Source organism: Streptomyces sp. NPDC006655 (assembly GCF_040703965.1).
GTDB lineage: Bacteria > Actinomycetota > Actinomycetes > Streptomycetales > Streptomycetaceae > Streptomyces.
The window spans coordinates 1-25,154 of the sequence record NZ_JBEYJU010000029.1 but is presented as its reverse complement, the minus strand read 5'-3'; the positions used below and the strand labels follow the sequence as shown (position 1 = coordinate 25,154).

General features: G+C 69.9%; 32 protein-coding genes. 18 read left to right on the top strand and 14 right to left on the bottom strand.

Going from position 1 to position 25,154, the window contains the following annotated elements; translation table 11 throughout:
• Window positions 1-6 precede the first annotated feature (6 nt).
• The 5 genes from AB0958_RS18680 to AB0958_RS18660 all read left to right on the top strand — a co-directional run bounded on the left by AB0958_RS18680 (window position 7) and on the right by AB0958_RS18660 (window position 7,029).
• Complete coding sequence (locus AB0958_RS18680) at window positions 7-3,432, top strand: hypothetical protein (RefSeq protein WP_366891530.1); 3,426 nt, start codon at window positions 7-9, stop codon at window positions 3,430-3,432.
• Window positions 3,433-3,441: 9 nt separating this feature from the next.
• The gene (locus tag AB0958_RS18675; RefSeq protein WP_366891529.1) at window positions 3,442-3,990 is read left to right on the top strand and encodes a hypothetical protein; all 549 of its coding nucleotides are present in this window, start codon (window positions 3,442-3,444) and stop codon (window positions 3,988-3,990) included.
• A gap of 80 nt (window positions 3,991-4,070) precedes the next feature.
• Window positions 4,071-4,907, top strand: coding sequence for a hypothetical protein (locus AB0958_RS18670; protein ID WP_366891528.1), 837 nt, complete (start codon window positions 4,071-4,073; stop codon window positions 4,905-4,907).
• A gap of 181 nt (window positions 4,908-5,088) precedes the next feature.
• On the top strand, window positions 5,089-5,517 hold the full coding sequence (locus AB0958_RS18665) for a hypothetical protein (protein ID WP_366891527.1): 429 nt from the start codon (window positions 5,089-5,091) through the stop codon (window positions 5,515-5,517).
• An 81-nt stretch (window positions 5,518-5,598) separates the two neighbouring features.
• A complete protein-coding gene (locus AB0958_RS18660) occupies window positions 5,599-7,029 on the top strand; it encodes a GH25 family lysozyme (protein ID WP_366891526.1) in 1,431 nt (476 codons plus the stop codon).
• A gap of 154 nt (window positions 7,030-7,183) precedes the next feature.
• Here AB0958_RS18660 and AB0958_RS18655 read toward each other — a convergent pair whose 3' ends face one another.
• From AB0958_RS18655 to AB0958_RS18635, 5 genes are all read right to left on the bottom strand, one after another.
• Window positions 7,184-7,618, bottom strand: coding sequence for a winged helix-turn-helix transcriptional regulator (locus AB0958_RS18655; protein WP_366891525.1), 435 nt, complete (start codon window positions 7,616-7,618; stop codon window positions 7,184-7,186).
• Window positions 7,619-7,659: 41 nt separating this feature from the next.
• Window positions 7,660-8,643, bottom strand: a complete 984-nt coding sequence (locus tag AB0958_RS18650) for a hypothetical protein (protein ID WP_366891524.1) — start codon at window positions 8,641-8,643, stop codon at window positions 7,660-7,662.
• Window positions 8,644-8,693: 50 nt separating this feature from the next.
• Entirely contained in the window at window positions 8,694-9,245 is a 552-nt protein-coding gene (locus AB0958_RS18645; RefSeq protein ID WP_366891523.1) for a hypothetical protein, read from the bottom strand.
• A gap of 266 nt (window positions 9,246-9,511) precedes the next feature.
• Window positions 9,512-9,937, bottom strand: a complete 426-nt coding sequence (locus AB0958_RS18640; RefSeq protein WP_366891522.1) for a hypothetical protein — start codon at window positions 9,935-9,937, stop codon at window positions 9,512-9,514.
• Between the two features lie 8 nt (window positions 9,938-9,945).
• The gene (locus AB0958_RS18635) at window positions 9,946-10,623 is read right to left on the bottom strand and encodes a GntR family transcriptional regulator (RefSeq protein WP_366891521.1); all 678 of its coding nucleotides are present in this window, start codon (window positions 10,621-10,623) and stop codon (window positions 9,946-9,948) included.
• Between the two features lie 59 nt (window positions 10,624-10,682).
• Between AB0958_RS18635 and AB0958_RS18630 the strand changes: the two genes are divergently transcribed.
• The 4 genes from AB0958_RS18630 to AB0958_RS18615 are packed head-to-tail and all read left to right on the top strand — an operon-like array spanning window position 10,683 to window position 13,297.
• The gene (locus AB0958_RS18630; protein WP_366891520.1) at window positions 10,683-11,948 is read left to right on the top strand and encodes a hypothetical protein; all 1,266 of its coding nucleotides are present in this window, start codon (window positions 10,683-10,685) and stop codon (window positions 11,946-11,948) included.
• A 52-nt stretch (window positions 11,949-12,000) separates the two neighbouring features.
• A complete protein-coding gene (locus tag AB0958_RS18625; protein ID WP_366891519.1) occupies window positions 12,001-12,228 on the top strand; it encodes a hypothetical protein in 228 nt (75 codons plus the stop codon).
• The gene (locus tag AB0958_RS18620) at window positions 12,225-12,596 is read left to right on the top strand and encodes a fic family toxin-antitoxin system, toxin component (RefSeq protein ID WP_366891518.1); all 372 of its coding nucleotides are present in this window, start codon (window positions 12,225-12,227) and stop codon (window positions 12,594-12,596) included. The genes AB0958_RS18625 and AB0958_RS18620 overlap by 4 nt, the downstream gene beginning before the upstream one ends.
• Window positions 12,584-13,297: a hypothetical protein gene (locus AB0958_RS18615; protein ID WP_366891517.1), complete on the top strand. Its 714-nt coding sequence runs from the start codon at window positions 12,584-12,586 to the stop codon at window positions 13,295-13,297. Before AB0958_RS18620 ends, AB0958_RS18615 begins: the two co-directional genes overlap by 13 nt.
• Window positions 13,298-13,301: 4 nt before the next feature.
• Here AB0958_RS18615 and AB0958_RS18610 read toward each other — a convergent pair whose 3' ends face one another.
• The 3 genes from AB0958_RS18610 to AB0958_RS18600 form a co-directional block, all read right to left on the bottom strand.
• Window positions 13,302-13,544 carry a hypothetical protein gene (locus AB0958_RS18610; RefSeq protein WP_366891516.1) on the bottom strand — a complete coding sequence of 81 codons (243 nt, stop codon included), beginning with the start codon at window positions 13,542-13,544 and terminating at the stop codon, window positions 13,302-13,304.
• A 79-nt stretch (window positions 13,545-13,623) separates the two neighbouring features.
• Window positions 13,624-14,784, bottom strand: coding sequence for an integrase (locus tag AB0958_RS18605; RefSeq protein ID WP_366891515.1), 1,161 nt, complete (start codon window positions 14,782-14,784; stop codon window positions 13,624-13,626).
• A complete protein-coding gene (locus AB0958_RS18600) occupies window positions 14,777-14,983 on the bottom strand; it encodes a hypothetical protein (protein ID WP_366891514.1) in 207 nt (68 codons plus the stop codon). Before AB0958_RS18600 ends, AB0958_RS18605 begins: the two co-directional genes overlap by 8 nt.
• Window positions 14,984-15,230: 247 nt before the next feature.
• Here AB0958_RS18600 and AB0958_RS18595 point away from each other — a divergent pair, with 247 nt between their 5' ends.
• Window positions 15,231-15,650, top strand: a complete 420-nt coding sequence (locus tag AB0958_RS18595; RefSeq protein WP_366891513.1) for a hypothetical protein — start codon at window positions 15,231-15,233, stop codon at window positions 15,648-15,650.
• Window positions 15,651-15,719: 69 nt separating this feature from the next.
• On the opposite strand, the gene AB0958_RS18590 is transcribed toward AB0958_RS18595, so the two are convergent.
• Window positions 15,720-16,124 carry a hypothetical protein gene (locus AB0958_RS18590; protein WP_366891512.1) on the bottom strand — a complete coding sequence of 135 codons (405 nt, stop codon included), beginning with the start codon at window positions 16,122-16,124 and terminating at the stop codon, window positions 15,720-15,722.
• A 95-nt stretch (window positions 16,125-16,219) separates the two neighbouring features.
• Here AB0958_RS18590 and AB0958_RS18585 point away from each other — a divergent pair, with 95 nt between their 5' ends.
• Both AB0958_RS18585 and AB0958_RS18580 read left to right on the top strand, forming a co-directional pair.
• A complete protein-coding gene (locus AB0958_RS18585; protein WP_366891511.1) occupies window positions 16,220-16,555 on the top strand; it encodes a hypothetical protein in 336 nt (111 codons plus the stop codon).
• Window positions 16,556-16,596: 41 nt separating this feature from the next.
• On the top strand, window positions 16,597-16,824 hold the full coding sequence (locus tag AB0958_RS18580; RefSeq protein ID WP_366891510.1) for a hypothetical protein: 228 nt from the start codon (window positions 16,597-16,599) through the stop codon (window positions 16,822-16,824).
• Window positions 16,825-16,828: 4 nt separating this feature from the next.
• Here the strand turns inward: AB0958_RS18580 and AB0958_RS18575 are convergent, their stop codons facing one another.
• Both AB0958_RS18575 and AB0958_RS18570 read right to left on the bottom strand, forming a co-directional pair.
• The gene (locus AB0958_RS18575) at window positions 16,829-17,788 is read right to left on the bottom strand and encodes an SUMF1/EgtB/PvdO family nonheme iron enzyme (RefSeq protein ID WP_366891509.1); all 960 of its coding nucleotides are present in this window, start codon (window positions 17,786-17,788) and stop codon (window positions 16,829-16,831) included.
• A gap of 10 nt (window positions 17,789-17,798) precedes the next feature.
• Window positions 17,799-18,575, bottom strand: coding sequence for an aminotransferase class IV family protein (locus tag AB0958_RS18570; protein ID WP_366891508.1), 777 nt, complete (start codon window positions 18,573-18,575; stop codon window positions 17,799-17,801).
• 147 nt (window positions 18,576-18,722) lie between these two features.
• Here AB0958_RS18570 and AB0958_RS18565 point away from each other — a divergent pair, with 147 nt between their 5' ends.
• The 4 genes from AB0958_RS18565 to AB0958_RS18550 all read left to right on the top strand — a co-directional run bounded on the left by AB0958_RS18565 (window position 18,723) and on the right by AB0958_RS18550 (window position 21,109).
• On the top strand, window positions 18,723-19,274 hold the full coding sequence (locus AB0958_RS18565) for a hypothetical protein (RefSeq protein WP_366891507.1): 552 nt from the start codon (window positions 18,723-18,725) through the stop codon (window positions 19,272-19,274).
• Window positions 19,275-19,352: 78 nt separating this feature from the next.
• Window positions 19,353-20,009, top strand: coding sequence for a hypothetical protein (locus tag AB0958_RS18560; RefSeq protein WP_366891506.1), 657 nt, complete (start codon window positions 19,353-19,355; stop codon window positions 20,007-20,009).
• Window positions 20,006-20,428, top strand: a complete 423-nt coding sequence (locus AB0958_RS18555) for a hypothetical protein (protein WP_366891505.1) — start codon at window positions 20,006-20,008, stop codon at window positions 20,426-20,428. The genes AB0958_RS18560 and AB0958_RS18555 overlap by 4 nt, the downstream gene beginning before the upstream one ends.
• A 129-nt stretch (window positions 20,429-20,557) precedes the next feature.
• Entirely contained in the window at window positions 20,558-21,109 is a 552-nt protein-coding gene (locus AB0958_RS18550) for a hypothetical protein (protein WP_366891504.1), read from the top strand.
• On the opposite strand, the gene AB0958_RS18545 is transcribed toward AB0958_RS18550, so the two are convergent.
• Genes AB0958_RS18545 through AB0958_RS18535 form a run of 3 tightly spaced genes read right to left on the bottom strand, consistent with a single transcriptional unit; the run spans window position 21,099 to window position 23,091 of the window.
• Window positions 21,099-21,905, bottom strand: coding sequence for a hypothetical protein (locus tag AB0958_RS18545; RefSeq protein WP_366891503.1), 807 nt, complete (start codon window positions 21,903-21,905; stop codon window positions 21,099-21,101). The two genes, AB0958_RS18550 and AB0958_RS18545, sit on opposite strands and share 11 nt — an antisense overlap.
• Window positions 21,902-22,528, bottom strand: a complete 627-nt coding sequence (locus tag AB0958_RS18540; RefSeq protein WP_366891502.1) for a hypothetical protein — start codon at window positions 22,526-22,528, stop codon at window positions 21,902-21,904. The genes AB0958_RS18545 and AB0958_RS18540 overlap by 4 nt, the downstream gene beginning before the upstream one ends.
• The gene (locus AB0958_RS18535; RefSeq protein WP_366891501.1) at window positions 22,525-23,091 is read right to left on the bottom strand and encodes a hypothetical protein; all 567 of its coding nucleotides are present in this window, start codon (window positions 23,089-23,091) and stop codon (window positions 22,525-22,527) included. The genes AB0958_RS18540 and AB0958_RS18535 overlap by 4 nt, the downstream gene beginning before the upstream one ends.
• Before the next feature lie 451 nt (window positions 23,092-23,542).
• On the opposite strand from AB0958_RS18535, the gene AB0958_RS18530 reads away from it, so the two are divergent.
• Together AB0958_RS18530 and AB0958_RS18525 are read left to right on the top strand one after the other, a co-directional pair.
• The gene (locus AB0958_RS18530) at window positions 23,543-24,001 is read left to right on the top strand and encodes a hypothetical protein (RefSeq protein ID WP_366891500.1); all 459 of its coding nucleotides are present in this window, start codon (window positions 23,543-23,545) and stop codon (window positions 23,999-24,001) included.
• 84 nt (window positions 24,002-24,085) lie between these two features.
• Window positions 24,086-25,154 (top strand): hypothetical protein (locus AB0958_RS18525; protein WP_366891498.1); only part of this gene is annotated, 1,069 nt, incomplete at its 3' end.

Genomic DNA, 25,154 nt, shown 5'->3' with positions numbered 1-25,154 from the left:
TGCCCGGTGGCCAACCTCAAGCTGGAAAAACTCGTCGATCCGTTCACCGACGCGGCGATCAACACCGCGCGGTGGGGGTCGATCACGGCCGGTACGGCGACGCTGGACACCGCCAACGACGAGGTGTCCCTCGCCGTGCCGACGGCGTCCGGCGCGACGAACACCTTCGGGACGAGCACCCTGTACGACGCGACCGGCTCGTACGTGTACGCGCAGGTCACCGTCGCCGCGAACGGTGCCGGGAACACGAAATCGATCATGCGGGTGCGGTACGACGCGAACAACTCGATCGCGATCCGCTACGAGTCCGGTGTCTTCCGGCTGGCCGTCCAGAACTCCGGGACGACCACCAACACCACCCTCCCCACCTACGACCCGCACATGCACCGCTGGTGGAGGCTGCGGGAGTCGGCCGGCTCCTTCTACGCCGACACCTCCCCTGACGGCCTGAACTGGACCACGCTGGCCTCCCTCGCCTACACCTGGGACGCCACCAACGTCACGTTCCGGTTCGAGTCAGCGGCTGGCGCCGCCGAACTCGCGGGCAACGTCACTGTGTTCGCCAACGTCAACACACGCCTCGGGGGCGCCTACAACCTGAACTGGCCCCGCATGGAATACGGGTGGGGGCCGTTCTGGTCGGCGAACAACGGCGCGGGACCCCTGGACCGCTACGTCGAGGTCACCGACCGCACCGAGGGCTCAGCGAGCGTGCAGCGGGGCCGCCAGTACGAGACGGATCAGGTCCGCTCGGGCGAGGCGACCGTCACCCTGAACAACGAGGACGCCACCCTCGACCCCAACAACGCCACCGGCCCGTGGGCCGGGCACATCCTCCCGTACCAGCCGTACCGGCTGCGGGCGCAGTGGCCGCCGTCGAGGAACCTCCTCGACCAGGTCGCCGCCACCGCGGGCACCCTCGGCGGGTTCAGCGGCACCATCTCCTCGCGCACCACCGACATATTCTCCACCACCGACACCAGCGGCGGCTCCTTCGTGGCGACGTCGGCTGCATGGATGGGCGCCACCGTCATGCAGTTCTCGGTACCGTCCGCGACGGCGGCCGGTGCGCGGCCGTGCCACACTCCACGCTGGTCTGTGATCCCGGGCACGACGTACACGGTGCAGCTGCGGGTGCGCAACGTGACCGCGTCGACGAGCCTGAGCGTGCAGGCGTTCATCGGCTGGTACACCATCGGCTCCTCGACCCCGAGCAGCTACGTCTACGGCTCGGCCAGCACCCTGACCGGGTCGACGACCGCCGGGTGGACCTACCTCACCGTCACCGCCACGGCGCCCGCGAACGCGGCCGGTATCGACGTCGGTGTCGCCACGGCCGCCACGGCCGCCGCCACCGCGAACATCCAGGTGTGCGGCTGGCAGCTGGAGAAGGGCCCGGCCGCCACCACGTGGACGTGCCCCGGCGCCTGGTACGCCATGTACACGGGTTGGACGGAACGCTGGCCGTCGTCGTGGGACATGGGCGGCCAGTACGCCATCGTCCAGCCCGTCGCGGTCGACACGTTCTCCCTGCTGAGCCAGCGGCAGTTGAACGACGCCCTCACCATGGAGATCAACTCCAGCGGCGGGCCCCGCTTCCTGTACAAGTTGGACGATCCGGCCGGGTCGACGACCGCAGCCGACTGGACCGGCAACAACCCGTCGATGCAGATCGGGATCGGCAAATACGGCGCGGGGACGATCACCTTCGGCGCGAGCATCACGGCGACCGACACCGTAAACGGCATCTACACCGGCAGCTCGGGCACCGTCTCCTCCATCGTCAACTCCAACCCGGGCACCAACCTGGTGACCGGCGGCGCCTCGTTCTTCAAGCTGTCCTCGGCTGGGATCATCGGCCCCTCCGACCTCAGCACGTGGTCGCGGATGTTCGCGTTCCGCTACACCGGTCCCGCCCCGACAACGCTGGCGGTCCTCTGGTCGTCGTTCTCCCGGACGCGCGTCAACGGGAACCCCGCCGGCGCGCTGATGTACTGGTACATCGGCACCGATGGCCTCCTGCGATTCACCACCAGTGGCCCCACATCATCCCCAGGGGTGTCCTTCGTCCCCAGCACGACCATCAACGCCGCCGACGGCAACTGGCACCTCGTCACCATCAGCTACAGCCGAGCCAACGCGCAGCTGCTCATCACCCTCGACGGGGCGACAGCCGCGTGGGGTAGCTTCGATCCGGCGCTGGAGCCCGCGGGCCTGATCTCCGACAACGTCGGGGGATGGGTCGACCCGACCGTGGGTAACGGCACGACGTTCAACTTCAAGGGCAACATCTCGTTCGTCGCGGAATGGCCGACGGCGTTGAGCGGATCGACCCAGCGGAACATCTACGCGGCGTGGAAAGCGGCATGTGCTGGCGAGTCCACGGATGCCCGCTATCAGCGGATCCTGCGCTACGCGGGATACAGCGGCGGCTCGAACATCCAGACCGGGCTGACGACGAGCATGGGACCCGCGAACGTCGAGGGGCAGGACGCACTGTCCGCGCTCCAAGCAGTCGTCGACAGCGAGAACGGCAACCACTTCGTCGACGCCGCAGGCAACGTGACCTTCCGGTCCCGCAGCACCCGCTACAACGCCCTCACCCCCATGTACACGTTCGGGGAGCGCGCTGACCTGGGCGAGTTGCCGTACGAAGAGTGCGAGCTGGACTTCGACAGCACGCACCTGTCGAACGACATCACGATCACGCAGGAGGCCACGTCGCAGGCGTTCTACGCCTCCGACGACGCCTCCCAGGCCGCGTACTTCCCGCGGACCATGACGCGGACGATCAACGTCACCAGTACCGACGAGTGCCAGGACGCCGCGAACTACCTGCTGTCCAGGTATCGGCAGCCCGCGACCCGCGTGAGTTCCCTCAAGCTCCACCCGGCCGGGAATCCGGCGCTCTGGCTGGTCTGCCTGTCTCTCGAACTCGGGACCCGAATTCGGGTGATGCGACGGTCCCCGAACGGGCCCGCCATTCAGGTCGACTGCTTCGTGGAGAACATGGCGTGGGAGCTGGACGACAACAACGAGGCAGTGCTCACGCTCCAGTGCAGCCCAGCTGACCTCACCCCCTACGGGATTTTCACCGCCTGGTACGCGGCGCTCGCGTCCACTATCGCCGCGGGCGCGAACTCGGTCACGATCAACAACCGGCGCGAGAGCACGAACCCGCTGGCGTCCCAGCTCGCGGCCGGGCAACAGCTGGTCCTCGGGATGGGCACCGCGAACGCGGAGACGGTCACCGTCCAGGCCGTCAGCGCGACGTCGCCGGGCTGGACGACCGCGACGGTGACCTTCACCTCGAACACCGTCAACGCGCACAGCGCGAACGACCTGATCTCCGAGCCGCTCCCGTCCGGGGTCACCGACCCGACGACGTGGGACATCAGCGCGGCCTTCGACGACATCGCCTTTGCCTACTAGGAGGCTTCCGTGGCCCGCACCGTGCCCGTAGTCGCGTCCGAAACGCCGGGCCAGTTCCTGACCGGCGCACTGTGGAACGCCGGCGTGAAGGCGCCGGCTGACTTCCTGCTGGGATCGGGCAGCAACGGGGTGCCCCGCTTCAAGGGGTACGCCTCGACGTCACAGTCCATCGCCAGCGGCACGACGGACACCCCGATCACGCTGGACAGCGAGGACTACGACAGCGACAACGGGCACAGTCCGACCGTCAACTCCTCGCGGTACGTCGTCCAGGTTGCCGGTACGTACGCAATATCCGCGACGCTCGCGATCGCCCCCAGCGCGACCGGCAACCGGAAAGTCGGCATCAACATCAACGGCGTCAACGCTCGTGGTGGCGTCGCTCAGGGCTCGGGAATCGCCACGAACTCCTGGGCCCAGTCCGTCTACACCGAACAGTTCTGCAACGTCGGCGACTACATCGAGCTGGTGTGCTGGCAGAGCAGCGGTGGCGCCCTGACCACCTCCGCCACCACCGGCTTCGGTCCCATGCTGACGGTGCACTGGATCAGCGGCTGACCCCCACCTCTCCACCTCCCGCCACGCGCTCCACCCGCCCCACTCACAAAGGCCCCCAGCACCTGCTGGGGGCCTTTTTCATGCCCGGAGGACCAGTGCTCACCCACGGCACCCTCGTACACCGCTACCAGCCGACCGACGTCCGCCTCGGACGCCACCGTCGACTCGACGCCCGCTCCCTCGAGTACCTGCACCGGCACGTCACCTCGCAGACGCTGCACACGGTCCGGCACGAGATCCCGATCCCGATCCTCGACCAGGAAGACCTCGACACCCAGGGCATCGACACCAGCAAGCTGGTGCCCGGCGCGAAGAAGGTGAAGGCGCTCGGCTCGTGCACCGCGAACGCCGGCACCGCCGCGCTCGCCTTCCTCCTCGGTGCGGCCCGGCTCGCCGAGGTCGGCCTGTCCGCCACCGACCCGGTCGTCTGCGAGCGGTACGCGATCTGCCTGTACCACGAGGAGACCGTCGACGACGAGTTCCCCAAGCAGTGGCCGCCGGACGACACCGGCTCCTCCGGCCTCGGCATCGCCCGCGCCCTCAAGAAGCGCGGCCTGATCGGCGGCTACGTCCACGCCACCACCGCCGACGACCTTTGCTCCCTCCTCCAGCACGGCCCGGTCCTCGTCGGAACCCCCTGGTTCCAGGCCTGGTTCACCCCGGACGCCAACGGGTTCATCGACTCCGGCGACTGGCAGGCCAGCGCCGTCGCCGGTGGCCACGAGGTCATCGCCATCGGCATCGACGAGATCGCCCAGGACGCCCGCGGCCACGTCATCCCCGAGAAGACCGTCCTGCGGTTCCGGAACTCCTGGTCGACCGGCTGGGGCCTGCACGGTGAGTTCCGGATGCGGCTGTCCACCTACGTCGCCCTGCGCCGCTACATCGACGCGATCCAGCTGCGAGCGAAGGCGTGAACGGCCACCGCCGGGAGCGGGTGGTGACCCGCTCCATCTACGCCCTGGCGGTGGCCCTGGACGTGGCCGTGCTCCTGCTCATCCTCGCGGGCCGCGCCCACTGATCTTCCACACCCCCCACCGTCCGGTCCCGCGCCCCGTCCCCGGGCGCGGGACCCTGCTGCACCGAGAGGCGGCCTTCGTGCTCCTCGCGTCCCCGGGCTCCACTGCCCTCGCGACCATGTCCTACCTCGGCGAGGCCCTCGCCGCTCTCGTCACCACCGCCGCCATCGTCCGCGGTGTCCGGCCCGCCCTGCGCCACCGCGTGCACCGCTGGGACCGCCTCGACCTGCTCCTGGGCGACCCCGACGCCAACCCGCCGCGCGCCGGCGTGCTGGAACACGTCGCCGCGTTGCGTGAAGACCTCGCAGATGTCCGCGGCCGTCAGGAGGCCGTGCGCCAACTCGCCGCCGAACTCGTCCCGAACTCCGGCGGCTCCTACCGCGACGCCTACGAACGCGACATGGCCTACCAGCAGGAGGTCAACCGGGCGATCGCCCGCGCCCTCGGCATCGAACTGCCCCCGCTGCCGCCCCGATCGCTCCACCACGACCACGACGACGAGGCGTAGAGCCCGCGCACGGCCGTGCCCCCCGTTCTTCCCGGCCGACCAGGTCGCGCCGGCCCCTCTCTACCTGACCCGGAGGTCACGATGCTGCACGGCATCGACGTCAGCGACTACCAGTCGTCCACCCTCAACGACGTCACCGTCCAGGACTTCGTCATCATCAAGGCGACCGAGGGCGTCTCGTACACCAACCCGAAGCAGTCCGCGCAGGCCGCGTACGCGCGCGCCCACGGCGCGGTCGTCGGGTTCTACCACTTCGCCCGGCCGGGCGACATGCAGGCCCAGGCCGAGTACTTCGTCCAGCAGGCCGCGTCCGTCGACGGTGACATCCTCGCCATCGACTGGGAGGACTCCGGCGTCACCTGCGCGCAGAAGGACGCCCTCCTCAAGGCCGTCAAGGCGCTCCGGCCGACGCACAAGGTGCTGCTGTACTGCGGCCGGGACTTCTGGCTCAACATCGACACCACCTCGTACTGCGAGGACGGCCTGTGGATCGCCGACTACAGCCACCAGGCCGGGGATCCGGCCATCCAGCACCCGTGGACCATCCACCAGTACAGCCAGAGCCCCATCGACCAGGACGTCGCTAACTTCACCAGCGCGGCGGCCCTCCAGACCTGGGCGGCCGGCAGCCCCTCGGGCGTCCCCAACTGGCGGACCCTCCTCGACCACGTCGAAAGCATCCCCGAGAAGATCTACGAGACGTGGACCGCCTCCGACGGCTGGGACAACCACACCCCCTTCGGCGTCGAGTACGGCGAGGACGGCGTCAGCTGGTGCGTGATCTTCAACTGGGACATGTACCACGACTGCGGGTTCGACGCGATCGTCCCGAAGACCGACAACGTCAACAGCTTCACCTCCTGGGCGAAGGCCCGCGGCCAGTGGTCGCTGTACCCGTCCGTCGGGGCCTGGGTGAACTTCAACGACGGCGCGCACACGGAGATCGTCGTCGGGTTCGACAGCCAGAGCGTCTACACCAAGGGCGGGAACTCCATACAGACCGGGGCCGTCGACAACGGTCAGGGCAACGGGGTCTGGTCTCACACCAACGTCCGGACCTCGTCGAAGGTGGTCGGGTACTTCGCGCCGAGGTTCGCCGACGGCGTGTGCCCGCCCACCGCGGACCCGGCCGACCCGCGCGGCGGCACGGCTGTCGCCTCCTACACCTGGCCCGGTGCCGTCAACACCCCGGCGAAGCCGTCCACGCCGACCCCCACGGTCTCCCTGTCCAAGCTGATCAAGGCGGCGAAGACCGACCCGACCGCCAAGCAGGGCCACCAGACGTACAAGGCCGGTGTGCAGATCGTCGAGGCGGCGCTCCTCGCCGAGGGTCTGTTCGACAAGGCCGACAAGAAGTACGCGAAGGACGGCTCGTTCGGGACGGCCACGATCAAGGCGTACGGCAGGTGGCAGAAGCGCCTGCACTTCAGCGGGAGGGACGCCGACGGCATCCCCGGCCTGACGTCGCTCACCGCGCTCGGCAAGAAGCACGGGTTCAAGGTCGTCGCTTGACGAAAGGTTCCCTCGGCTCCGCCCCCTCTCTGTGGGGGAGCGGGGCCGAGGCCCTCTCCTTGGGTCCGATAACTTGTCTAAGTAATGGGGGACCCGAGACCCCCTGGACCATCAGAGCGGCCCGCCCGCGGCGACCGTCCAGGTTCAAGCATGATCACCAGCGTAGGGCGATCCGGCCCTTGCTCCGGCGGATGACACCGGCTCGCTCCATCTTGTCGAGCTGGTACGAGACGGATCCGGTGCTGGCCAATCCGACGTGGTCGGCGATCTCCCTCATGGTGGGCACCTCACCGCGTTCGGCCACCCAGTCCCTGATGCACGTCAGGATGCGCCGCTGCTGGTCGGTGAGGTTCTCCTCCGCCGCTTCCATCTCCCGGACGCGCTGCCGTAGCTCGTCCTTGGCCGCAGCCGATCGGCCGGTGCTCGTCTCCCAGAACGGGTGTGCCTCGATCCGGAGGTGCAGCTGCTGCAACCGTCGACGCAGCGGGGCAGCCGCCTCGACGGGTAGGCCACGCCGGCGGCCGAGCGCGGCGGCGGTGCGATTCCATTCGTGCTGGGTCTGGAGCAGGTCCAGAGGGAAACGGGCCATGCCCAGATTCAAGCATGTGTTCGATTTTCGGGGCCAGGCGGTCACGCGCTCTGAGCATCGTCGGCGGCCGCCAGCTGCTCGGCGCCGCCCCGGGCGATGACGTAGAGGTCGGTGGGCACGGGCCAGTGGGGTTGGCCGACGTTCTCACCGTTGAGGCGGCGGGCCCACGCCGAGTAGTTCCGTTCCAGGCCGTGGCCGGTGATGCGGATCCCGGGCGGGACCTGCACGCTCGTGCCGTCCGGGTAGCTGATGGCCGTGTGCCGCAGGGTGACGAACAGGGGTCGGTTCGCCGGGTGTTCGCTTCCCGCTCGCAGGTGCTTGTCTATGACCTCTTTCCGGACGGGCAGCCACAGGGCCACGGCGGCCTGGGCGCTCGCCGGGAGGTCGATGACCTCCTGAGTGGCCTCGGTGCGCCCGGGTGGGTTGCGGGTCACCACGATCGTGGAGCGGTCGTCGGCGATGTCGTGGACGTTCAGGGACACCAGGCCCTCGCGGGTGATGCCGGTGGCCCACAGCACTTCGAGGGCGGCCAGGAGCCGCAGGCGGTACGGCTCACGGCGTGGGTGGACCGGTTCGCAGAGCGCGCGGCGCAGGACGATGTGGCCGTGGGGGTCGAGGGCCTCGCGGGTGTGCTTGGACCAGGGGCGGCCGCCGGGGATCTCCCAGGGGAAGGGGCGGCGGCCGGCGGCTCGGTTGAGGTCGACGAGGCCGTCCATGATGTGCCGCTGGGCGGCGGGGGTGAGTTGCTGGCCGTAGGGGGGCCGGGTGCGGTACTGGCCGGCGGCGATCCGGCCGAGGATGGTGTCCGGCTTGCTGGGGTGGCCGAGGGTCTTCTTCTGGAAGAGGGCTGGGAGGCTGCGCAGGGCGTCCGGGGGGAGGTCGGCGGCGGCGCGTTCCAGGGTGCGGACGACGGTGTGCAGCCGCTCGACCCGCTTGTGGCCGGTGCTGATCTCGGGGTCGGCGAGGGCCCGCCGGAGCGCGGTGTGGAGCTGGCGGATGGCGGGCGGCGGCGCGGACGTCGTCATGGGAGCAGGGTAAGCGGTGGCCCTGCGGGTGGATGGCGAACGCTCGGGCGCTAGGCGTCCGGCGGTCCGGGGAGGTTGTCGACGGCGGCCTCGGCGATGGTGAGGGGGCCGGTGAGGCCGAGCCAGGCGGCTGCGGCTCGGGTGATGGTGTCGAGGGTGCCGCTGACCTGGTGGTGTTCGGTGCCGTCGGTGTTGTCGGCGGTGATGTGGGCGTGGCGGGGGGTGGCGGAGAGTTGCCACTGCATGGCTTTGCCCTGGCCGGACAGGCTCTCGTCGAGAGCGGTGGGGAGGGTGAAGCGCATGGTGCCATGGTGCTTGCCGTAGTAGTCCCTGTGCGTCCACTCGATGGTGACCGTGATGGGGCCTTCACGGGCGAGTGAGGTGTCGTCGGAGTCGGCCCACACCATCCAGTCCCGGCCGGGAACTCGAATGCCGAGGTGGCTGGAGAAGACGCCGGTGTGGCGCTTGGCGAAGGGCACCCGCTCGGGGCCGACGGTGAGCACGACGCCCGTGAGAACTTCGCCCCGGTGGGTGAACGTGACGACGTCGCCCTTGGCCCGGGTGACGATCGCTGGGGTGGTGTGGTCGGCGGGGTCGGTCATGGCGGTCGTCCTGGGGCTTGCTGGGGTGGAGCATTCGCGGTGCGGTGGTGGTGTTGCTGGTGGGGCCGCCGACAGAAACGTTTATCCACGGCATCCGTCACACAGGGTACAAACACCGGTTTTCATCTCGATACCCCCTGGCTCCATGCTTGTGGCGCCGCAGCTTCGGGAGAACAGGGCCCGAGTCCGCGCGGCGCAGTCGTGCAAAATGGGGTGAGCCCCCTGTCGGAGGTCGAGACCGACAGGGGGCTCTTCGCTGCGTGGGGTCAGCCGCGGACTTCGACGAGGTGTGCGTACCGCTCGTCCGGGTCCGGTCCGACTCGGACTCCCGGCGGGTATTCCAGGCTCCCTGTGTGGCAGATCATCGTGTCGTCGTCGCCGTCGAGCTGGATGACGACGTACTGGCCGGCGAAGCCGACGATGGAACCGGTGCGACCGTCGTACGTGATGCCCAGGCCGACGTGGACACGGAGGCCGTAGTAGTTGTAAATGTGCTCGCGGCTGTTCTCGATCTGCTGCCTGATGCAGGTGGCGGTCTCCCGGAGTTCCTCGACGTAGTCCAGGAGGTCCCAGCGCCAGCCGTATGGGTCGGTGACGACGACTGGGGGCGTTCCGTAGGTGAGGGCGTGGGTCAGTTCCCGAGCCTCGGCTTCCTTGGCGTCGGCGTCGGCGGGGGTGGCGATGGTGGGCATGCGTTCTCCTAGAACGGTGGGGAGCTGGGGTCGAGCGGCTGGGGGTTGGCGCGCTCGGGCCAGATCCGCAGGACGACATCCTCGTCGGTGGGGGTGGGGCCGCCCCAGTGGGCGATGGCGGGCTGGTTCTCGGGGCGGCGGCCGCCGTCGCGGAGGAGGGCGCGGGCGGCCTCGATGAGGTGGGTGTCGGCGTCGGTCTGTCCGGAGGCGACGAGGCGGCGGGCGGCGGACAGGAGTGCCTCGCTCATCCAGCGCAGGACGTGGCGGTCGATGCCGACGAGGGCGGAGACGTCGACCATGCGGCCGGGGCGGGTCCACTCCTCTTCGTACTCGGTGAGCCAGGCCGGGTCGCCTCCCACGGGCAGCCTAGGAGTGTCGTCGCCCTTCCCGAAGGTGTACGAGGCGAGGGAGCGGCACAGGGCTGCGGCGGCCATGACGTCGAGGATCGGGTTGTTCCAGATCCGGTGGGTGGCGACGGCGAAGGTTCCGCGGCCGCGCTCGCTGCGGGTGAGGCCGGCGGCCTGGAGTTTGGCGAGGGCGGAGGAGGCGGTCGCGGTGGCGACGTTGTAGGCCTTCATGAGGTGGGCCTGGGTGGGGAGTTGCTCGTCCGCCCGGATGAGGCCCTGGTGTATGGCCAGGGCGAGGTCTCCGGCGATGCGCTCGGCGGGTGTTTCGGTCTCGATCACCACTCCAATATATCCAATCAGTCTAGATAGGTCGATAGGTTGGGGTTAGAATGCCAGGCATGCCACGACCTCAACCCGCCGAGCTCTGGGCGGAACTGAACGAGCGTCAGCAGACGTATCTGACGGCGATCTACGACGCCGACCAGAACGCAGAGGCCAACCAGCGCGGCGGCGCCTTCGACTGGGGCCACGGGCCACCGGCGAGCGAATGGCGGTGGCAGACGTTCAGCATCAAGCTCCCGAAGGACCTCGTCGGCTACACGTCCATCCAGCACCAGCTCCGCGCGAAGGGTGAGCACGACCAGGGCGCCGGGTCCTCCCTCGCCGCCCTGCGCCGCCGCGGGCTGGTCGAGGTCATGGAGGACCTGATCCAGACGGTTCTCGGCCTGGTGCCCCGGGTGCGCGTCAAGCTGACCACCATCGGCCGGGCCACGGCCCGCGCGGGCCTCGGGCACACCGCGCCGAAGTCCGCGCCGCGCGGGATGCTCTCCGAGTGGCTGTGGTCCAACCTGGTGCGCCTCTACCGTGCGGGCCCCGACGGCCTGCCGGAGATCTCCCCACGCGGCACCCCGTACGAGGACCGCGCCCCCTCACACAAGGCCCTGTTCTTCCTCCAGCAGATGGACCGGAAGGGCGGCCGACTCGTCGAGACCCGGAACGTCGAGACCGACGGCGAACCGTACGAGAGCCCCTTCCGGCCAGGCCATGTGATCACCCCGACGGAGCGACGGGTGATGCTGACGGACGCCGGCCGAGCGCACTACGAGCAGCACGTCCGGTGCTACGCCGAACTGTGGCCGGACGTGGAGGCGCCCGTACCCGAGCAGTTCCCCGAGGGCGCCCACGACGGACTCGCCGACCACAAGCTGAGCAAGCCCCGCGGCCTCCTGCCCCGGGCCGCCTTCCTGATCCTGGTCTCCCTCGTCCGCGCCGACCTGGCCGACCACCTGTGGGTCAAGGAGCAGTGGGGGACGTACTGGAAGCACTGGAACCAGGGCAGCAGCCTTCCCCCGCAGGAACTGATGGACCTCCCCGCAGGGATCACGAACACGCAGGTGCCCCGCATCACCCGCAGCACGACCGCCCTGGCCAGGCTCCTCGACCACCGCGGCGCCCCACTCGCTGCGCAGAAACCGATCTCCCGGTGGCTGTGCCCCCCGATCGGCGTCCGGGACGGCGTCCCCGAGGACTTCGCCGTCCTGTACGTGACCGAAGCGGGCCGGGCGCACTACGCCGCGAACCTCGCCGAGTACCGAACCCTCTACGACGACGTCGAGGCGCCGAACGCCCCCGAGGACTGGAGCGGCCGTCCCTCCGGCCGGTGAAGAGCCGGAGAAGGGGGATGTAGCGGCCCGCGCGGGCCGCTACGCTCGGGGCATGAAGGAGATCAGGGTGCAGGTCGACGACGAGACCTTCGAGGGCATCGAGGAGCGGGCCGCAGCCTCCGGTATGGAGGTCGCCGAGGTCGCTGGCCAGGTGCTCACCGAGGCCGAGCAGAAGCGCCGGTTCCTCGCGGCCGCTGAGCACTACACGGCCCTGTTCGCTCCCGTCTTCGCCGAGGCGTTCGGGTACCCGGTGCCGGGCCAGGAGGCAGCGGCCGCGTGATCGTACGCGTTGACCGGCGGTGGCTGTCCGAGGTTGCTCGCCTGATGCTGCCCGGCGACCCGGACATCATCGATCACGGGACCTTCGCCGCGGCCGTCGCCCGGCACACCGACGAGGTGATGGACACCCTCGTCTACGCCCAGCCGCACCACCGGGCGGCCGCGCTCATGCACCAGTTGGTCCGCGTGCCTGGGCTGGAGAACTTCAACGAGCTGTTCGGTGTCGTCGTGGCTACCTCCTACCTCGCCGCGAGCGGCCTGGTGGTGGACGTCCAGCCGAAGGTAGCCGCCGACCTGGCGGCCCGTATCAAGCGGGGCGAGGTCAGCGTCCGGCAGGTCGCCGAGGAGATCAGGGAGTGGACCCAGTGACCCACGAGGACGACCTCGACCTCCCCCCGCTGCACCCTGACGACATGCCCCCGCAGCTCCAAGAGGCCCTGCGTCGCATGAGTGCGCGCGGGGAGGGCCCGGTGGTCGACATGGCCACGGGCGCGGTCGTCGCCCGGGAGGGGCGCCTCGTCACCGATGCCCCCAGCGACGCCTCCCAGGCTCGGGTCCGCCGCATCTACGACGGCTACGCGGGCCTGTACGCCCCCAGCGTCGTTGCCGAGGCCGCCGCCCTGCTGGACGGCTACCTTGCTACCGCCGAGCAGCACGGCCTGGACCAGAAGGCTGCCGACGATGGCGGCTGGCTCGCCCTGGCCGCCGCCGAAGCAGTCGCCCGACGGTACGGCCGGCCGCAGGACGAGCGGACGTCCGCCGAACTGAACCAGCTCGGGCGCGCGTTGACCGCCGCGCTGACCGCCGAGGGCCTGGAGGTCGTGCCCACTCCGGTCCGTATGGGTGTCGGCGTCGCGCCGGTGCCCGGCGGCCCCCGGTGGGGGACGGATGGCGGCCTGGCCGTCGCGCTCTACGCGGACAGCGGCTGGGAGCTGATGGTGAACGCGCTCCGGACGACGTCCTACACCATCCACGCCCCCGCCACGGTGGCTGGCGCCTCCGAGGTCGCCCAGCTCGTCCACGCGGTGCTGCGCGGCGACGCTGCCGACCCCTTCCGCCGGGCCAGGTGACCGGTCAGTCGCCGAAGATCGTCGCGAACAACGCGTAGATGGCGCAGCCCCCGACGAGCAGGATGGCGCCGTACACGATGAGGACGTCGAGGGGATTGCTGTAGTCGACGGGTGCGAAGACGTCGGGGTTGTCCTGCGCCCACTGCCGGGCTTCCTGCTCCTTCATGTGCCAGCTGTGCTGGGCCATGTAGTCGCTCGCCTGCTGCCGGAACAGCTCCTCGTTCTGCTGCCGTTCCCAGTCGTCCATGGGTATGGCCCCCTCCTCGCGTGTTGGTTGAACGCTGCACGTTAACCTCGCACACCCGAGGAGGTCTCCCCCCACCCCGCTACTGGTCGGCCTGCTTGCGCTGCTGTTCCTGCACCAGCAGCCACGGGTTCTCCTTGCGGGACTGCGCGCGGTCCAGGTACTCCCTCTTCACCACGACCGAACCGGCCTTCCACCGGCCCTGCTTCGTGGGGTCGCCGCCGGCCGCGGCGATGCGCTGCGCGCCGGTGCGGCGTAGGGAGTGCGCGGTCACCTTGGACCAGTTGGGCAGGCCGGCCGCGAACGCCCGTCCTCGAATCCAGTCGTTGACGGCGTCCCCGGAGACGTGGTCACCGCGCTTCGAGCGGGACCGGTTCTGCAGAGTGCCCGCGACGGTCAGGGCCCGGAAGAACGCCCCGTCGCGGACGCCGAGGCGGTGCAGCATGCCGAACCACGCCCGGGTCGCGTCCACGGGGCACATGAGGATGTCGTCGGGCTCGGCCGGGATGTCGGTGGTCTCTCCCTCGCCCTCCTGGTCCGTCTTGGAGAACCGGACGCCCTCGGAGACGAAGTCGTCGTCCACCTCGACGTCCGACAGCAGCAGGTCGGCGAGTTCGATGCGCCGGTTCAGGGCGCCCCGGCCGAGGAGGAGCACGCACCGGTCCCGGATGCCGATGGGGTGGCGCTGGTCGCAACTGGCCACCATCGCGCGGAAGTTGGCGTCCGAGATGGCGGGCGCCTTCCTCACCCGGTTCCGCTTGCCCCAGTCCACGGCGTACTCGTTGATGAGGCCGTTGACGACGGACGTGCCGGGCTTGGCGTCCTCGGGCTGCATGGCGCGTACCGCGCTCTTGTGGGTGCGCAGGGAGTTGGGGGCGTACCGGTCCTGGGCGATGAGGGAGGCGATGTACTCGATGTACGTGGCGGTCGTGCACGGGACGGCCACCCGGCCCATCTCGGCGCACCAGTCCTCGAACATGCGGCACTGCGACTTGCGGTTGCGGTCGGTGTTCTTGGGCCGCGACCGCTCGTCCATGGCTTCGGCCGTCTCCTGGGAGACGTAGAAGTCCGCCGCGGTGTACTGCGGGCGTTCGGTGGTGGGCAGCTCCCCCGGGCGCAGCACGGTGTGCTGTGTGAGGACCGGCCGGGCCAGGGCGCCGCCGAGGACGATGCCCGGATCGGTGAGGGCGGCCGGCAGGCGGTCGTCCTCCACGAGTTCGGCGTCGACTACCTCGTCAGGCATCCTGCCCCCTGCCCAGTGCGAACACCCGGGCGCTGTGCGGGACCTCAAGCCAGGTCTGGACGACGTTGCGCCTCGCCCCGTCGGGGATGGCGGGCAGCGGCTGGCCGGGGCGGAACACGCCGACCATGACGACGCGGTACGCGTCCTCTTCCACGTACGCGTCCATAACGACGTCGACACGGTCACCGGCACCGATCATGGAAATCTCCTCTCACGCAACCACCCTCGTATATTGAAGAATATACGGGGGTACCGGCGGTAACACGGTGAGGGCGCGTCAGGTTCGGTTGCGGTAGGGGCAGTTATGACAACCGATGAGGGGTAGGGCCGGATCCGGGAGCCGCGCAGGGTAGGTTTAGGTAAACGTAGATAGACCTTGCCTGACGGGACGTCGGGCGCTACCGTCTTTCACGGGTTTACTTTCGTCTACTACAACAGGGGGGCGCGTGGAAATCGTCGTCACTGTAAAGAACCCAACACCGGAGTTCGAGCAGGATCTGCTCGCGCTGTTCGACAAGCACCGCGCATCCTTGCGCAACGACCCCGGATGGAACGCCGACCGCGCCCGCCTCTTCTACGGCTTGTGCACCCCGCGCGCCCAGCGGATCCTACGGGAGGCGGTAGCCCGCGACGGCAAGGTGGACGCCGACGACCTGCGGGACAACGACGGATCCAGCCTGCGAGGCCACGCCAGTTCGTTCCGCAAGGTCATCAAGCAAGGAGCCGTCGAGGGACTGTGGGACAGCGGCCTGGAGTCCCCGATCGTCGCCCTCGGCCCCGGCACGGGGAAGGTGCAGGGCTACCAGATCCGCACGAGCGAGGCCCTGGCCGCCTTCCGGACGGCATTGGACGACGAGATCATCTGACGGTGGCGTCGCCAGCGGTCGGTGGCACCCGGTGAGGGCACCCCGGCACCCTCGGCCCCGCAGACCGGTCTACGGGGCCGAGGGGCCCGCCGTCGGGTCCTCCCAGCCGACCGGCGGTCTGCCCGTCGTACGGAGTGCCTCGTGGTAGGCCTCCCAACGGGCCTGCTCCCTGCGGGCGTGCTGGGAGTTCACGCAGTCGAAGTCGTCCCAGGGCAGTGGGCGCGAGCACTGGAAGCCGTGCTGAGGACAGTCGGAGCAGTCCGGGCAGTAGTCCTCGCCGGGGCGGAAGGCTCGTCGGCAGTTCCCGCAGAGGTTATGCCTCTTGATCCGGCCGACATTGATCGCGAGGTTCACGGCGGCGGCCGCCGCGGTCCCGGGCTCGGGAACGATGTAGAGCAGCTCGTACTCCAGGACGGCGATGCTCAGGTAGTCGGGGCGCGGCCGCGCGGTCCGGCGGCGGAACAGGGCGAGCACAGCAGGACCGTACCGCGGTCCTCCGACAGCCGGGCGCCGTCACAGATCCGTCACAGGCCCACCATGCCGTCCCCACGGCCGTCACGATGGCCCGCATGAGACGAACGATGTTCACCACCACCGCCGTCGGTGCCGTGCTCGCCGGCGCGCTGCTCGCCGGGTGCTCCAGCGGGCCGTCCGCCACCGAGAAGAAGTACGCCGACGCGGTGGCGGCCGCCGACCCGGACGACTTCGGGGGCATCGACACCGGCAAGCTCGCCAGCACCCTCGGCTCGGAGGGCTCCGACCTGTGCGACCAGCTCAAGGCCTCGTACGACGACGCGATCGCGTACGCCAAGACAGGGTACTCGCAGAAGGAGGCCGAGGCCCTGGTGGCGGCAGCCGTGCTGGTCAACTGCCCAAATCAGAAGAGCAAGATGCCGTCGTCATAACGGCGGGGCGCGCCTGTCGGTGCCCTCGCCATACTGGCCTCATGGGCATCAGGAAGCGCGTCGAGATGGCTGTCCGGCGGTTCGCTCACCAGCGCGGCTGGCTGTGGTCGCCGTCGTCTGCCTGGGCGGGGATGTCGTTCGGGAAGCACGGCAACGTGTTGCTGCCGGTCAACGCGCGGCACCGGGCCGACGTGTTGCGTGGTCACGAGCGGTTCAACGCAGCAATGACCGAGTTCTCCGGCGCCCCTGACGAGGCGCCGGAGGCGTAGGCGGTCAACTGCTGCTGACGCAGCGGAATCCGGTGTCGTTGTCGAGCATGGTCGCGCTGGCGTCGTTCAGCAGGGCCGGGGCCGCGCGCACGAAGGGCGACGTGAACGCGCTGCCCTTCAGCTCGTAGCGGGCTGGCTCGACTTCGATGGGCTCGGCACTGTCGTCCGGGACGGACATGACGGCGGGCTTCGTCTGGGTGGCGCACCACTCCCAGGTGTTCCCGCACAGGTCGTAGACGCCGTAGGGGCTGACGCCGGATTGGTAGCGGCCGACCGGGGTGGTGCGCCCTATCCCGGAGTCGAGGACGTTGCACTTCGCGGCGGTGGGGGCGTCTCCCCAGGGGTATGCGCGGCCCTTGTCGCCGCGGGCCGCCTTCTCCCACTGTTCGCTGGTCGGGAGTGTCTTCCCGGCCCACGCGGCGTATGCGGCGGCGTCGTGCCAGGTCACCCAGACTACGGGGTGGTCGTAGATGCTGCCGGGGCACTCGCCGTCCGGCCAGTGCTGCGGGGGTGGGTGGCCGGTGGCGCGGACGAACCGCTGGTAGTCGGCGTTGGTGGTCGGGTAGACGTCGATGAGGTACTCGTCCACCCAGATCGGTGTGGAGGTCGGGCCGGCGAGGTAGATGCCCGCCTCGACGGGGACCATCAGCTTCCCGTCGCGGGGGCTCTTTGTGTACTGGGCCTCGCGGCGTAACAGCTGCTCGGTGCGGGCGTCCTCGGCGGCGGCGGCCTGCGCGGTGATCAGTGCGGCGAATCGCTCCTGCGCGGGGGCGCCAGCAGTGGACAGAACGGTGTCGAGGGCCTCCTGGTTGGAGGGCCGGATCCTCTTTGTGCGGCCGGTCTCCCACAGGACCAGGTTGCGCTGGCTGACTCCGACCCTGCTGGCGAAGTCCCGGCTGTTCTCCCGGAGGGCCGTGCGGAGGGCTTTGACCTCCGCACCGGTCCATCGTCCGACCCCCGACACGGCCGCCGCCCTACAGTCGTTCGCCGGGGACGGCGAGGTAGGCGTCGCGGAGTTGGGTGAGGAGCGGGTGTTCGGTGGCCATCGGTACCTCGTCGATGGCCGACAGTGGCCGTACGCCGATCGACGTGTTCGTGGCGAACGCGGCGTGCATGCCCTGCGCTTCGGCGAGGGTGAGCGGAGCGGTGTGGTGCTGCCCGAGCTGCTGGAGGAGCGCCATGGTCACACCGGGGAGAATATCCGCTTTCGGCCAGATGATGCCGTCCGGGCCGATGAAGGCGACGTTCCAGGTGCCACCCTCGGAGACCCGACCGTCGGAGCCGACGAACAGGGCGTCGTCGTAGCCGTCGAGGAGGGCGGCGCGGCGGGCGTGAAGGGCACCGAAGAGGCCGCTGTGCTTGACGCCGGGCAGGTCGCGTTCGTACCGGACGGACTTGACGCGGATAGGCGGCATGGGCAGTTCGCCGGCCGGGCGGACGGTGACGAGGATGCTGGGGGTGGTCGCCCGGTCGGGGTGGGCGAGTTCCACTGTGGGGTCGAAGATGGTGACGCGGACGATGCAGGAACCGGTGACGTCGGCGACGGCCTGGCGGGCGTAGCCGCGGACCTGGTCGGTGTCCAGGTCGGCGCCGAGGACGGTGTGACAGTCCCTGACAAGGCGATCCATGTGCAGGCCGAGGCCCCGGACGCGCCCGTTGTCGACGCGCATCGAGGTGAAGTGGCCGTAGTTGGTGAGACCGAGCGTGAGCGCGGCGTCGGTGGTGACGGGTCGTCCGTTCAGGGATGCCATGTTCATCAGGATGTCAGCGGCACCGACAAATTCCGAGCCCCCTGCGACAGTTGAGGGCCGTAACTTCATCAAAACTTCCTTCCATCGCCATGGTGTCACGGTGTTCGCTGGTTACATCCCAGATACCCAGGGTGACGGAGGGTTGCCATGGACGTGCCGACGAATACGGAGGCCCCGAGCCCGGATCAGACCGACCGGGACCGGCGAGCGGCAGCCCATGACTGGCTGATGAGGTCGGCGGCCCACCAGCAGCGAGCCGGGGTGGAGTGGACGTACCAGGGTGTCACCGTGCTGACGGCCGGAGTCACCTGGGATGCGGTGAAGGTGCCGTACGCGGTCCTCGTTCCGGGCTCACATCGTGACACCACCGCGGCCGTGCTGCGCCGACGGCTGGAGGACCTCGAGATGGCTGGTCCCGTGTTCTGCGACCCGTACCGGCCCTACTTCTACGCGCTGGTGCCGCCGGGGACCGACCAGAGGTGGCCGCAGGATCTCACCGCGGCCGGCGTCGACTGCCTGGGTGGCACCCGGCCGTTTGTCCACCACGTGGCGGTGCCCTCCCTGTCCAGGACGGCGCCGCCGGGCCTGTTCTGGCTGACCCTCCCCGACCCCATCGGCGAGCACCCGCACGTCGATGCGGGCCACCTCTGCACGGTGCTGCGCGACCGGCTGGCCCCGGCGCGCGCGGCGTCCTCATAGACCGGCGCTGGCCGTGGGCATCCCCCGTTGTCTGCGGCCAGCGCCTTCCACCCTCCTGTCCTGCGATCGAGAAGAGTCATGTCCGCACCGCTCAGGTACAAGGGGCGTCCCGTCCCGTACATCACCGCGTGGAGAGACGAGAAGGTTCCGCAGCCGCCGGTGATGGCCACGCAATCCGGGCTCGTCTACGTCGGAACGCGGGCCGGCCAGGATGAGACCGGGCTGCTGTGGAGGCTGTGGGACGACATACAGGGCTCCGGTGAGCCGCTGTGGAGCGACGTCCACGCGGGACGGCAGCAGCAGGCCATGCGGCAGTCCCTGTGCCAGGTGTGCGGGGGCCCGGCGGACCGTAGCGAGCAGGGCGTGCTGTGGCTCCTGGAGGACGGCCGGGCGGAGGGCCCGCAGTGGCCCAACGGGTTCATGACCACGCACCCCCCGATCTGCGTGCCGTGCGCGCCGGTCGCCGCCCGGCTGTGCCCGCACCTCCAACGCGAGGGCGCCGTTCCGGTCCGCGTCCGTACCGCGGTGTACGACGCCGTCATAGGGCTCCGCTACTTCCGCAGCCGGTTCGGGCTGGTCGCCGCGCAGAAGAAGGAGGTGGTGCTCATGAACGCGTGGACCGCGAAGTGGGTGGTGGCCGGGCAGTTAGTCGCCTCGCTCGACGACTGCACCGTCCTCGACCCGGCCGAGGTGGGCATCGAGGCTCCGGCGCCCCGAGGAGGTTTCCGCCGATGACCGTTCTCGGGGCGCCGGCCACACCGGCGAGGTTCGACGCGGGCCAGATACGCCGTACCTACTGCACGGTCCTGGGGCAGCCCCGCGTCGGGTTCCCGGACCTGGGCGGGGAGGAGCACCGGGCGCACCTGGCCGGACTCCTGCGGGGGCAACTCCAGCAGCTGCTGGAGGCGGTCGGTGACGACGTCACCTGGATGCGCGGAGAGACGCGGGAGACCGCCGATTACGTCCTCGGCCGGGGCCGCAGCGCGCTGGCATGGAGCTATCGAGAGACCCGGGAGCCGGACCGATTGCAGGACCTGGCCGCGCTGAATCGGGCTCTCCTCACCCTGCACTGCATGGGTTCCCTGTGCAGAGGTGAGCCGACCGGTGAGGAACCCACGGGGCCCTGCCGGGGTGAACCGGGAGCACGCCGGTAGGGCGCAGGCCCCGCCCGGTGCACCGTGCTGAAGTGCACCGGGCGGGGCCTGCACCCCCGTCGTCCTGAGAAGTACCGCCCTGGCGTGTGCTGGGCACCTACGATGAGAAGACGAACCGGGGAGGACGTCGTGACGCAAGAGCCCATCGAGGCCGAGGCGATCAAGCCCAGGCCCGACTACCCGCCGAAGACTCCGCCGCCCCCGAAGAAGCCGCCGAGCCCGCCGCCGCCCGACCCGCCGCGCAGCGACCTCCTCGCAGGTCTGCCAGTGCCTCAGCGTGCTCTCGACCGCAGTGGCCGCCCGGTCATGCGTAACCGGCGTGGCGCCTCGTGGACGCTGGAGGCAGCACCGTGGGCGGCGGGCAAGGCAGCCGGACACGTCGCGGACCAGCTGGCCGACTGGAGTTTCGCCGCACCCGATTCGCTCGCTGATGTGGTGCGCCTCCTGGTCGCCACGGCCGTTTCGGACGGCGGCCGCCGCATCAGTGTTCACCTGTCCGAACAGGACGGCATGGCCCTCATCCTCTGCCTCGGCCACCAGCACGCCGAGTCCTCCGGGGACGATGTCCTAGATCGGCTGCACAACCTGGGTGCGGACAGCTGCGGAACCGAGATGACCCCGGAGGGACGACAGGTGTGGGCACTGCTGGCCGTCCGCGCTACCGTCCCTACTACGGTGTAACGCCAGCCTTCTCCGCCGTGGTGAGCAGGTGGTCCTTCCATGCCTCTGTGCCGAAGCCGCGCCAGCGGGCCGTGGAGGTCCAACCGCATGCGCACCGCAGGGTGTTCGGGGCGCCGTCCTCGCCGTACTGCCAGCGGGGCAGGTGCGGGCCGGGGCCGGCCGTCACGCTGCCGACGATGTCGACGTGGTCGGGGCACATGTTGCCGTCGACGGCCCGTACCTGCACCCACCCCTCCCCGGACCAGGTGGGTCGCGCGGGGGTGCGGCCGGTCAGGCTGGCCTTCATGTCGAACTCGCGCATGCACCCGGGGTACAGGCAGTGCCGTAGAACGGGCTCGTGCAGCCGCGCCTGGTGGGCGGCCTCCAGCTCTTCCTCCAGCTCACGGGCGCGGGCCTCGGCGCGGAGCGCTCGGTCGCGTTCCTGCCCCCAGGAGCGGGAGAGGAGCGCCGTGGTGTCGGCGGCGCCGTCCAGGAGCTGTCGCATCTGCTCGGCCGGATCGGCGGGTTCGGCGACGGGCACGTACACGGTGACCTTGGCCATGAGCCGCATCAGCAGGTCGGGGAAGCGGCGCCGCTTGTGCTCGACCTGGGCGACGGTGTCGGTGAGGAGGTCGTACGAGCTGACGATGCCGGTCCACTCGCCGTTCTCCCAGGCCTCGGCGTGGTAGGTCACCTGGGTTCGGTGGGCGAGCCAGCCGGGGCAGCGGGTCGGGTCGGCGCTGAGGTCGCCGCAGTACAGGCAGTGCTGGCGCCGTTGGTCGGGGTGGTGGTCGAGCGGCGAGACGTCGGCGGTCACTGGGCGATCCTCCCGGCCTGGGCGCGCATCTCCTCGAACCAGGCCCAGTCGCGGGCGGTCTCCTGCTCGGCGAGGCCGGGCGCGAGGTCGAGGGCCTCCCGGCGGGTCCAGCGGAAGCCCTCGCGCCGGTAGATGTCCGTCCCGATCCGCTCGTACCGCTCGCCGGTCCAGGCCCGCAGGGGGCTGTCGAGGTTGGGGTTGAAGATGGCCCACCGGTCCGCGGTGGGCATGCGCTGCACGATGATGTCGGCGCCGGCGCCGAGGCGGTGGCCGGGGCACGGGATGCGGTACTCGGTGACGAGCGCGGCGGCCGCGCGCTCGGCCTCCAGCTCGGCGCGGAGCCGGTCGGTCTCCTCCTGCTGGGCGGTGGGGCGGCCGTCGAGGGCGCGCTGGTAGGAGTCGCGGTACGACTCGCAGCTCCCGTCGCCGTCGGTGCAGGTGACCACGGTGTCGGCGGGGAGGGCTCCCTGCTCGGCGGTCTGCCCGCACAGGGCGGGGCCGGTCACCCACTGCTCGGCGCGGGGTATCCACTCCTCGACGGCGAGGTGCACGCCGTCGGGGTCGCCGTGGCGGGTGCGGCAGGCCACGGGGACGAGGCGGCGTTGTCGGGCTGGGGCGGTCATCGGCTGGCCCCGCATGTCTGCCCGGCGTTGAGGAGGAACTGGTGGATGAGCCGGTCGTGGCGGGCGTCGTCGAGGGCGTGGTGGGGGCGGCCGGGGTGGGGCGGGAGTTCGGGGTCGCCGGCGCGGAACTGTTCGGCGCGCAGGTCCCAGTGCCAGGTGGGGATGGTGCTGGGGGTGGAGAGCCGGTCGTTGTTCCACAGGGACCACAGGCGGATCATGTCGTCGTCGCCTTCGTAGGCGTAGACGTGGGGTTCGCGGTCGGTGGTGAAGTAGAGGGCGACTTCTTCGCGGATCTGTGCGAACGGCTTGACGTCGGGGTGGGCGAAGTCGAGGCGGTCGGGGCGGTCGAGGGTGGGGAGGTGGCGCCAGACGTGGTCGCGGAGCCAGAACGTGCCGTCGCGCTCGACGTGGGTGTACACGCGGTAGGTGTCCATGTCGGCGTTGATGGCGTAGTAGGAGAGGCCGGTGTCGTCGTAGAGGCCGAGGGAGACCAGGCCTCGGCGGGTGGGGTCGGTGTGCAGGGACTTGACGCTGAGGTAGACGTGGCGCAGTTCGTAGGACACGGGCCGTACTCCCGGTGAAGTTGTGGGTTCCGTTTGCCGCGAGCTTGTTCTACAATCGCCCTCGCGTGGGTCATCACCTGTTGGAGGTGTGGCCCTTTTTTGCTGCCTGGTCACCGGCGTTGTCTCCCCCTGGTCTCGCGTGCCCCGTCTATTCCACCCGCATGTGTCACTAAACATCAACGGAGTGTGTAGATGCACTGGTGAAGGCGATGAAGTTGTGCGCGTTGATGTGCGCAACCCTAACCAATTCCTATTGCGGCCGCAATAGTATTGCCTTAGTGTGGACGTGTCGGGTCACCGATCCGACCGACCTGCCAACTCCGGGGGCAGGTTGCACGTCCCTTACCGGTAAGGAGATCGTGGCGTGGACACGAACCGCTCGCGTCCGCCCACGGTGCGCTCTGCGGGCGGCCCCACGCCAACCCGGAGTAGCACCTTGGCCCGCCCCCGCATGCCGAAGTCGACCGAGCAGGTCGCCCTCCTCACCGAAGCCGTCGAACTCCTCGCCGCCGCCGGAAAGCCCCGGCACGCCGAGGCAGTTCAGGAGGCACTCGCCAAGATCACCGACTCCAAGGCGAGCGAGGACAACCCGACCCTCCCGCTGTGGATGTACCGGGACACGTGGAAGGCCGCACAGACCTACTGCGAGAAACGCGGCCAGTCCGTCTCCGACGTCATCGACGAGGGGTTCAAGGCCCTGCTGGCCGGCCGCTTCAAGCCGAAGAAGGCACCACGCGCCACCGGCGGAGCGAAGAAGGGCCCGTTCACGGCCCGAGCCACCTCCGAACGCACCCAGCAGGTCACCGACTACGTCACCGCCCACGCCGAGGAACTCGGCTGGACACCCTCCCCGTCGCAGGTAGCCGCGGCGTGGCTGGAGCACAAGCACGGCGAACGCCGGCACACATAGCGCGCACCACGGGGGCGCGGCGCCTGGACGCCGACACCGGGTAGCGCCCCCGCGCACACAGAGTCCCAAGGGAGAAAACCCCATATGGCAGCCCGTCAGGCCGCCGGCACCGCCGGTGGCTCCCCTCAGCACACCCCGAAACAGACCGAGACCGCCGCGTCCGGCCACGATCTCGGCTACAGCCTCGACCTGACGCCCGCGCAGCTGGCCGGTTTGGCCAAGCTCCGCGAGCCGTTCCCGCCGGAGGCGATCGCCAAGCGCCCCACGATCTCGTGCAGCGGCTGCAAGAACCACCGGGACAAGGTGTGCAGCACCCACACCAAGGTCACCTGCAAGGACTGCGGCCAGTACGTCACCACCGCTCACAAGCACCTCGACTACGTCGGGCACGCCGAGGCCACCGACCGGCTGCTCTCGGTGGACCCCACGTGGGACTGGGAGCCGATGGCCAAGGACGACAAGGGCCAGCCGCTCATCGACGTCGACGGCGGCATGTGGATCACGCTGACCGTGTGCGGCATGACCCGCAAGGGCTACGGCGACGCGGTCGGCAAGCACGCCGGTGTCACCGCCACGAAGGAGATCATCGGCGACGCCATCCGCAACGCCGGCATGCGGTTCGGGATGGCCCTGGACCTGTGGGCGAAGACCGACCTGCACGCCGAACCCCCGAACCCGGCCGAGCCGTTCATGGACGCCATCAGGCAGGAACGCGTGTGGATGTCGTCGCAGTGGCTGAGCGGCGTCCGGCGGGAGGCCGAGGAGGCCGGCCAGTTGGACTTCGTCCTGCCGGGCGGCGGCGGGAAGACCCTCGGCGACGTCATCGACGCACAGCTCCTCGTCCTGGAGGACGCCGCCCGCCTCTACGCCGAGGCGCGACTCAAGCGGGAAGAGGAGAAGGCGGCCCAGGAGGCGGAGAAGGCGGCCGTGGCCGCGCAGGTCGCCGCCGAACGCGGTGTGCACCAGCAGTCCGGTCCGGCGCCCAACCAGCAGGCCGCCGACCAGGGCCAGGACCAGGGCCCGCAGACCGCCAACGACGTCCGAGTCGCCTGCGGCCCCATCTGGCACGACCCCGAGGCGCTGGAGGAGCTGCACAAGACCGCGCGGCAGCTGCGGGTCACCAACGCCCCCGCCAACGTGAAAGCGCCGCAGG

Excerpts from the sequence above, each read along its gene's own strand:
- AB0958_RS18670 (WP_366891528.1), top strand. The coding sequence starts at position 4,071 with ATGCCCGGAGGACCAGTGCTCACCCACGGCACCCTCGTACACCGCTAC.
- AB0958_RS18660 (WP_366891526.1), top strand. The coding sequence starts at position 5,599 with ATGCTGCACGGCATCGACGTCAGCGACTACCAGTCGTCCACCCTCAAC.
- AB0958_RS18655 (WP_366891525.1), bottom strand. The coding sequence starts at position 7,618 with ATGGCCCGTTTCCCTCTGGACCTGCTCCAGACCCAGCACGAATGGAAT.
- AB0958_RS18650 (WP_366891524.1), bottom strand. The coding sequence starts at position 8,643 with ATGACGACGTCCGCGCCGCCGCCCGCCATCCGCCAGCTCCACACCGCG.
- AB0958_RS18645 (WP_366891523.1), bottom strand. The coding sequence starts at position 9,245 with ATGACCGACCCCGCCGACCACACCACCCCAGCGATCGTCACCCGGGCC.
- AB0958_RS18640 (WP_366891522.1), bottom strand. The coding sequence starts at position 9,937 with ATGCCCACCATCGCCACCCCCGCCGACGCCGACGCCAAGGAAGCCGAG.
- AB0958_RS18630 (WP_366891520.1), top strand. The coding sequence starts at position 10,683 with ATGCCACGACCTCAACCCGCCGAGCTCTGGGCGGAACTGAACGAGCGT.
- AB0958_RS18625 (WP_366891519.1), top strand. The coding sequence starts at position 12,001 with ATGAAGGAGATCAGGGTGCAGGTCGACGACGAGACCTTCGAGGGCATC.
- AB0958_RS18610 (WP_366891516.1), bottom strand. The coding sequence starts at position 13,544 with ATGGACGACTGGGAACGGCAGCAGAACGAGGAGCTGTTCCGGCAGCAG.
- AB0958_RS18605 (WP_366891515.1), bottom strand. The coding sequence starts at position 14,784 with ATGCCTGACGAGGTAGTCGACGCCGAACTCGTGGAGGACGACCGCCTG.
- AB0958_RS18600 (WP_366891514.1), bottom strand. The coding sequence starts at position 14,983 with ATGATCGGTGCCGGTGACCGTGTCGACGTCGTTATGGACGCGTACGTG.
- AB0958_RS18585 (WP_366891511.1), top strand. The coding sequence starts at position 16,220 with ATGAGACGAACGATGTTCACCACCACCGCCGTCGGTGCCGTGCTCGCC.
- AB0958_RS18580 (WP_366891510.1), top strand. The coding sequence starts at position 16,597 with ATGGGCATCAGGAAGCGCGTCGAGATGGCTGTCCGGCGGTTCGCTCAC.
- AB0958_RS18570 (WP_366891508.1), bottom strand. The coding sequence starts at position 18,575 with ATGGCATCCCTGAACGGACGACCCGTCACCACCGACGCCGCGCTCACG.
- AB0958_RS18565 (WP_366891507.1), top strand. The coding sequence starts at position 18,723 with ATGGACGTGCCGACGAATACGGAGGCCCCGAGCCCGGATCAGACCGAC.
- AB0958_RS18560 (WP_366891506.1), top strand. The coding sequence starts at position 19,353 with ATGTCCGCACCGCTCAGGTACAAGGGGCGTCCCGTCCCGTACATCACC.
- AB0958_RS18555 (WP_366891505.1), top strand. The coding sequence starts at position 20,006 with ATGACCGTTCTCGGGGCGCCGGCCACACCGGCGAGGTTCGACGCGGGC.
- AB0958_RS18540 (WP_366891502.1), bottom strand. The coding sequence starts at position 22,528 with ATGACCGCCCCAGCCCGACAACGCCGCCTCGTCCCCGTGGCCTGCCGC.
- AB0958_RS18530 (WP_366891500.1), top strand. The coding sequence starts at position 23,543 with ATGCCGAAGTCGACCGAGCAGGTCGCCCTCCTCACCGAAGCCGTCGAA.